This is a genomic window from Hyphomicrobium sp., from assembly GCF_035572195.1.
Taxonomy (GTDB): Bacteria; Pseudomonadota; Alphaproteobacteria; order Rhizobiales; family Hyphomicrobiaceae; genus Hyphomicrobium_B.
On sequence record NZ_DATNBA010000120.1, the window covers coordinates 1 to 7,135 of the forward strand.

A 7,135-nucleotide genomic window follows, 5' to 3' on the forward strand; every position below is an offset into this window, starting at 1 on the left:
CTTCGTGACGCTCGCCGGGCGGACAATCGGGACGGCCGAGGGCGAGAGCCTGCCGGCCCGTGTTTATCAAGATGCCGGTTTCTTCGACGCCGAGCGGCAAAAGCTCTTCGCCAAGTCCTGGCATCTCATCTGTCACGTGAACGATATCCGTAACGCCGGCGACTATCACGCGCTCGACATCCTGGGCGAAAAGTTCCTGGCGCTGCGCGGCGCAGATGGCGTGGTGCGCAGTTTCCACAATGTCTGCCGCCATCGCGGCTCGCGTCTTGCCGATGGCGCAAGCGGCAATTGCGGCCACCGTCTCGTCTGCCCCTATCACGCCTGGAGCTACGCGCTCGACGGTTCGCTGAAGGCAGTGCCGCCCTGGCAAGGTCTCGAGGACCTGAACCTCGCAAAGCATGGATTGGTCGCGCTCGATCAGGAAATCTGGAGGGGCTTTGTCTTCGTGCGCCGCGAACGCAGTGGGCCGACGATCGCGGAGATGATGGCGCCTTACGACGCCGACATCGCACCGCACAGATTCGAAGAGTTGTGGCCTCAGGGCCGCGTCACATTTCGTCCACGCGGCGTGAACTGGAAGAATGTCGCCGACAATTACGGCGACGGGCTGCATATCCCCGTGGCCCATCCGGGACTGACCCGTCTTTTTGCCGGCAGCTACACGCTCGAGGCCAAGCGCTGGGTCGACAAAATGGAGGGTCGGATCACGGAACGTCCGTCTTCGAATCCCTCCGAGCGCTTCTACCAATCGCTTTTGCCGATGTTCGATCATCTTCCGGATGAGCAAAGGCGCGTGTGGAGCTATTACCGGCTCTGGCCGAATGTCGCCTTCGATGTCTATCCCGACCAGGTCGATTTCATGCAGTTCGTGCCCATTTCACCGACTGAAACCTTGATCCGTGAAATCGCCTATGCATTGCCCGACAAAAGGCGCGAGGTGCATGCCGCGCGCTATCTCAATTGGCGCATCAATCGGCAGGTCAATGCCGAGGACACAGTCCTGGTGGCGCGCGTTCAGTCCGGCATGAGTTCGTCGAGCTATTCGAGCGGCCCGCTCTCCAAGTCCGAAGTGTGCCTCGCCGCATTTGCGCAACGCCTGCGCGAAGCCTTGCCCGAAGCGCGGGGCCATTGACTTAGTCTTGTCCGCACGCCCTGATGCATCGACTTCGCAATGCCAACTGGGGAGGGGCCGATGTGTCAGATGTGCGAACAGCCGCAACAGGAGAATTCGCGACGGGGATTCCTGAGTCTTCTGGGTGCGGCGGCGACGGCAGGATACGCGCTTGCCGGCAACGCCTTGGCCGCCGAGGTAAAAGCTCCGCCGAAGCCGCAGAATGTGGTCACGCCGGACGCCGCACTCGCGCTTCTGGCTGCCGGCAACAAGCGCTACGTCGAGGGCGTCATGCGGCGCCACGACTTCAGGAACGAGCGTGAGCCGTTGGCGAAAGGCCAGAACCCCTATGCTGCGATCCTCAGCTGTGCCGATTCGCGCATCGCGCCGGAACTCGCCTTTGATAGTGCGCGTGGCGATCTCTTCGTCTGCCGAGTCGCCGGAAACTTCGCCAACGACGACATTGTGGCGAGCTTGGAATATGCGGTGGCGGTTTTGAAGACGCCGCTTATCATGGTCCTTGGCCACAGTGCCTGCGGTGCAGTCTCCTCGACGATCGAGTCCTTGAGAGACAACACCACCCTTCCCGGCCATCTGCCTTCGCTGGTGGCGAACCTTACGCCGGCCGTCAAGGCAAGCCAGGGGAAACCCGGCGATCTCCTCGACAACGCCATCAGGCAGAATGTCAGCGACACGGTGCAGAAGCTGAAAGGCGCGGCACCGATCCTGAACGCGAGCGTGACGGCGGCAAAGCTGAAGATTGTGGGCGCGGTTTATCGCCTGGCGGACGGACGCGTCGACATCGTGGCCTGACGACGGCGCCGCACCGGCGCCGCCGTTTCTGTCATCCAATCTTAAAGCGAGCCGCGCCAGGGCAGCAGCATCGGAACGCGACTGCGATATTTGCGGTATTCGTCGCCGAAGAGATTCACCAGATCGCGCTCTTCGAGCACGATGGCGACGAGGATGTAGGCCGTCGTGACCGCTGCGAACAAGAGATGTCCGACCGTCATGGTCGGCGCCGCCCAGAACGCGATGATGAACCCCAGATAGAGGGGGTGGCGCACGAACTTGTAGAAGAGCGGCGTGTAGAAGCGCGGCGCCGGCATCTCGCGACCGGCCAAATTGTTGACGACCTGGTGCAGCCCGAACAGTTCGAAATGATTGATGAGGAACGTGCTCGACAGCACGAGAAGGAAGCCGACGATCGAGAGACCAAGCACGATCATTGCAAGGCTCGGATTCGCGATACTCCACACGACTGTCGGGATCGGGCGCCATTGCCAGAACAGAAGAATGAGCGCCAGGCTCGCGAACAAGACATAGGTGCTGCGTTCGACCGACTTCGGCACGAACTTCGTCCACCATTGTTTGAAGCCTTGGCGCGCCATCACGCTGTGCTGGATAGCGAAAACGGACATCAAGACGAGATTGACGATGATGGCTTCGGCGAGCGGCACCACCGCGCCCGTGTCGATCGTCTTGGGCACGACGAGACCCGTGACGAAGCCGATCGCATAGACAAAAGTCACGAAGAAGATGACGTAGGTCAAAAGACCATAAGCGAATGCGAAGAAGCGACCCATATGAAACCCCCAGTTCCATGTCTCAATGGCAGACGAACTATACAGGCGCCGGGACAAAGCCTGAATTTGTTTTAATGATTGGGCGCGGACGAGGCCATAGTATGTGGCGCTCGTGATTCGTTTTATTTATCAGAGGCTTGGTAAGGCTAGAGCCGCGACGTTGCAGCGGCAGCCTGGCGAAGCGTGAAGCCCTCATATCCGCTTTGGGCAATCGCGTTGCAGCGTTCGCGATAGGTGTTGAAGCCGCCGAGATAGACTCCGAACTGCCTGGGCTTCCCTGGAATGTTGGAGCCGAGATACCAGGAATTCGCCTTGGGATAGAGCGTGCCCATCGCAACTTCGGCGATGTGCGCGACCCAGCCATCCTCAGCGTCGGCCGTCGCCTCGATAACCGCGAGATCGTGATCGCGCATGTACACCAAACAGTCGCCGATCCAATCGACATGCTGTTCGATCGCCGTCGGCATATTGGCGAGAACGGACGGACTGAGCGGCCCGGTGATGGTGAAAAGATTGGGAAAACCCACAGTTCCAAGGCCGAGATAGGTTCGCGCTCCGCTCGCCCATTTGTCGCGCAAGCGCAGCCCGCCACGTCCGCGAAAATCGATCGCGAGCAATGGACCGGTGATCGCGTCGAAGCCGGTCGCAAGAACCAGTGCGTCGAGTTCGTATGTGTCGTCCTTCGTGCGCAGCGTTTTGCCGTCGATTCCCACGATCGGGGAGCGACGAATATCGACGAGCCTCACATGGGGCCGATTGAAGGTCAGATAGTAATCGTCATCCATCGGCGGACGCTTGGTTCCGATCGGATGGTCGGTCGGAATCAGCATTTCGGCGACGGCGGGATCCTTGACGATGCCGCGAATATATTTCGCCACGAATCGCGCGGCGGCATCGTTGGCTTGTTGGTCGGTGAGCAGATCGGAAAACGATTGCGCAAAAAAGCGCGTTCCGCCGACGGCCCACGCCCTTTCGAGAATGCTTTGTTGCTCGGAAGGCGAGACATCGCCGGCGCGCGTATGGCTGACCTCGAATGGCACACCGCCGCCGGACGAGAGACAGTTCTTACGGATCTCGTCGTAGTGGCTCTTCACCCATTCGACGAATTCCGCCTTCATGGGCGCATTCCACACCGGCACGACCCAATTGGCGGTGCGCTGGAAGACGGTGAGATGTTTCGCCTGTTTGGCAATGCGCGGAATGGCTTGGACGCCGGATGCACCCGTGCCGATCACCCCCACTTTCTTCCCTGTGAAGTCCACACCTTGCGGTGGCCAAGCGGCGGTGAAGTAGATTTCGCCGGCAAAGCTGTCGAGGCCGGGAATGTCCGGGCGCTGGATTTCGGAGAGGCAGCCCGCAGCCGTAACGATGAAGTTGGCCGTGACGGCGTCGCCCCGGCTTGCGGTGATCCTCCAATGTCCCTCTGCTTCGTCGAAGGTTGTAGTTTCAACCGCCGTGTCGAAACGGATGTGGGGCCTCAGCGCAAAGCGGTCTGCGACATGGCCCAGATAGGACAAAATCTCCGGCTGTTCCGAATAGTGCAGGCTCCAGTCCCATTCATCCTGCAACTCCTTCGAGAAGGAGTAGGAGTAGTAATAGCTTTCGCAATCGCAGCGTGCACCGGGATAACGGTTCCAGTACCACACGCCTCCGACATCGCTGCCTTTCTCGAAGGCAAGCACGCGAAAACCGAGTGCACGGAACTTGTAGAGCGCATAAAGGCCGGCAAATCCCGCGCCGACGACGACGACATCATAGTGGCTTGAGTGTTCGCGCATTACAGCGCCGCCCTTGCGGTTCTAATTATAACGGACGTTACATTTAAGGACGCGCCCGTTCGAGTCAAGACCGGCCGGAATGCCGCTTCACAAGCATAACGACCGTTATATGATCGCCGCGAAATGCCTCCTGGAGAGCACATGGCCGAGCAATGGCGCCTCAAGCACCTTTATCACACCATCATCAACGCCAAGAACGTCGGCGAGACTGTCACGTTCTACGAGATGCTCGGCTTCACCATCGTAAGCGATCGGCGCGACGCAGTATGGCCCGACGGCAGCGGCGCATCCTTCGCCCTCGTTCCCAATCCCAAGGGCCGAGGAGTGCTGATGATCCTGCCGAGCGATCCCGATGGACCGATGCTCGATATCATCGAATGGCTGGAACCGAGGGCCGCGTTTCCCACGCCGTCGCCGACCACAATTCCCCGGGTGATTGCATTCCGAACGGAAAACGTTCGCCAAGCCCACAAAGACCTGAAGGCCAAAGGCGTCAGGTTCACGACCGAAGAGCCGACCTCGATTCCCGAAGCCGGCATTACGGGCTGCATCGTCGCCTATGATCCGAACGGCACCCTGATCGAAATGATCGAACTGGAGCCGGGGCTGCGTCATTCCAAAATCAAGGAAGTGTTCACGCCTGGCGTCAAATGCTGAGATCTGAAAAACGGCGAACAAGCGGCTGGCAACTCAGCCAGCCGCTCGCCGCCCTCCCGGTCTAATAGGTTACGCCAAACCGGAAGCCGACTGTGCGTGGCGGGTAATAGGCGAAATTGTCAGGTTCCAACAAACTTTGACCAGTCGTGATCGACTGCAACCCGTCGTTGGAGATGACATCGGCGTTCTCGATGTTGTTGACGAAGGCTTCCGCCTTGTAGTGCCCGTCGTTCGAGATCCAGGTCAGGTGCAGATTGGTGAGCGTATAGGGCTTCTGCTGCGAGGTGATGAAGTTGTCCGGCAGGAACTGCACCTTGCCCGAGATGAAGCTGTCGACGCGCGGCGTGACCGTCCCGAATTCGGTGTGGAACGTATATTGGGCGCCCAGATCGACGGTATAGGGCGGCGTCTGATTGAGCGTATGGCCGCGGAAGTTGCAGAGGTTGCCTAACGGCCCAAATGTGCAACCCGGCGGCGGCACACCAAAGCGCGTGTCCGTCGTGAAGTAGTTTCCATAGGTGGAGCGATTGATATTGACCGTTGCGTTGACGCGTAGATCCTCAATCGGGATGGCGTCCAACTCGAGTTCGACGCCGTTCACCTGCGTGATGCCGTTGACGTTGTTGATGCCCGACTGCGTCGAGCTCTGGATGAACACCTGCAGATGATTGATTTCTTCATGATACGCCGCGACGTTGAACTGAACGCGGTCGTCCCAGAAGCGCGACTTCATGCCGACATCGTAAGACCACATCGTCTCTGGTCCATAGATGTTTGCGAGGCCGATGATGTTGCCGCCCGACAGATAGCCGCGCGACGCCGAGGCATAGGCGATGACGTCGTCATCGACTTGCCAGGTAACACCGCCCTTGCCGGTCCACTGCCCCCAACTCTTCGAGAACGGACCCGATGACGGAAAGGCCGCGCCAAGCGCCGGCAACTCGAAATTGAGGAAGTTGAATCCGTATTTCCGGTCGTCGCTGTAACGCGCGCCGAGCGTGAGTGTCAGCGGAATATCCATCGACGTCTTGGCCAGGTCATAGTCAATCTGACCGAACGGAGCGACGGCCTCGGTCTTGGTGAAGCCGTGACTGAGGAAGGTGAATTCGTCGACGACACCTGGGAATGGGAACGTGTCGTTCAAGCCGGTGTCGATATAGGCGAAGTTCTCGAAATTGTTCGCCCAGAAATAGTAGATGCCCGCGATCCATTTCAGCGGCGAGGTTTCATCGTTCGACGCCAGCCGCACTTCTTCCGAGATCTGGCTTTGTTTGAGAAGCCAGGCCGTCCCCATCGCCAAGGGAATGTCGGAACCGTCGCCGTCGCTGGTCTGGCTGACTCTACTGGTGGCGTAGCCCGTCACCGAGGTGAGTGAGGCCCAGCCCAGATTCCAGTTCACGGTACCGGCATAGAGCGAGACGTGGTTGGAGGCGATTTCCGGAAAGTCCTCGCACATGGTGCGCGGTCTGAATTTCGCCCGCGTGCTGAAGTCGCAGGGCGAACCGATTGCGATGGTCTGGTTTCCGGGCCCAAGCGGCGGATTTGGCGCGTTGCCGAAGAGGAAACGGGTGGGCGTCTCCCACCACGCTTCGGTCGTTCCGACCGGATCATCATTGCTCGTCGTGCTCGCCGAGAGGTACGCGTTCAGATCCGGTGAAAACTCCAGGTACAACTGGCCGCGTATCATCAGAAAATCCTGCGCGTCCGCGGTGTGCGTTGCCGTCGGGGCGGTCGAGAGATTTTTTGTGTAGGGACCATGCTGAGCTGACACGCCGGTGATGCGCGCATACATCTTGAAGCCGCCCGGCTCATCGATCAGCGGCGCGTTTACCCAGCCGCGGAAGATGTGTGCCGCATAGTCGCCGACCAGAGCATCCACGCTGCCGCCCAGTGTGTCGGTCGGCTTGTTGGTGATGACGTTGATCGAACCGCCGACGGAGTTGCGCCCATAAAGCGTGCCTTGCGGGCCGCGCAGGACTTCGACGCGTTCGATATCGTAGAAT

6 protein-coding genes are annotated in these 7,135 nt (G+C 59.6%); 3 read left to right on the plus strand and 3 right to left on the minus strand.

Translation table 11 applies throughout. From position 1 onward, the window contains the following. Together VN623_RS09845 and VN623_RS09850 are read left to right on the plus strand one after the other, a co-directional pair. Positions 1 to 1,132: aromatic ring-hydroxylating dioxygenase subunit alpha (locus VN623_RS09845; RefSeq protein ID WP_325570578.1), on the plus strand; the 1,132-nt coding region annotated here is incomplete at its 5' end. Between the two features lie 60 nt (positions 1,133 to 1,192). After that, positions 1,193 to 1,924: a carbonic anhydrase gene (locus VN623_RS09850; RefSeq protein WP_325570580.1), complete on the plus strand. Its 732-nt coding sequence runs from the start codon at positions 1,193 to 1,195 to the stop codon at positions 1,922 to 1,924. Between the two features lie 41 nt (positions 1,925 to 1,965). Here VN623_RS09850 and mddA read toward each other — a convergent pair whose 3' ends face one another. Continuing rightward, entirely contained in the window at positions 1,966 to 2,697 is a 732-nt protein-coding gene (gene mddA / locus VN623_RS09855) for a methanethiol S-methyltransferase (protein WP_325570582.1), read from the minus strand. Between the two features lie 146 nt (positions 2,698 to 2,843). Continuing rightward, entirely contained in the window at positions 2,844 to 4,475 is a 1,632-nt protein-coding gene (locus VN623_RS09860; protein ID WP_325570584.1) for an NAD(P)/FAD-dependent oxidoreductase, read from the minus strand. Positions 4,476 to 4,616: 141 nt separating this feature from the next. Between VN623_RS09860 and VN623_RS09865 the strand changes: the two genes are divergently transcribed. Beyond that, positions 4,617 to 5,132, plus strand: coding sequence for a VOC family protein (locus VN623_RS09865; protein WP_325570586.1), 516 nt, complete (start codon positions 4,617 to 4,619; stop codon positions 5,130 to 5,132). A 61-nt stretch (positions 5,133 to 5,193) separates the two neighbouring features. Here VN623_RS09865 and VN623_RS09870 read toward each other — a convergent pair. After that, positions 5,194 to 7,135 (minus strand): TonB-dependent receptor (locus tag VN623_RS09870; RefSeq protein WP_325570588.1); only part of this gene is annotated, 1,942 nt, incomplete at its 5' end.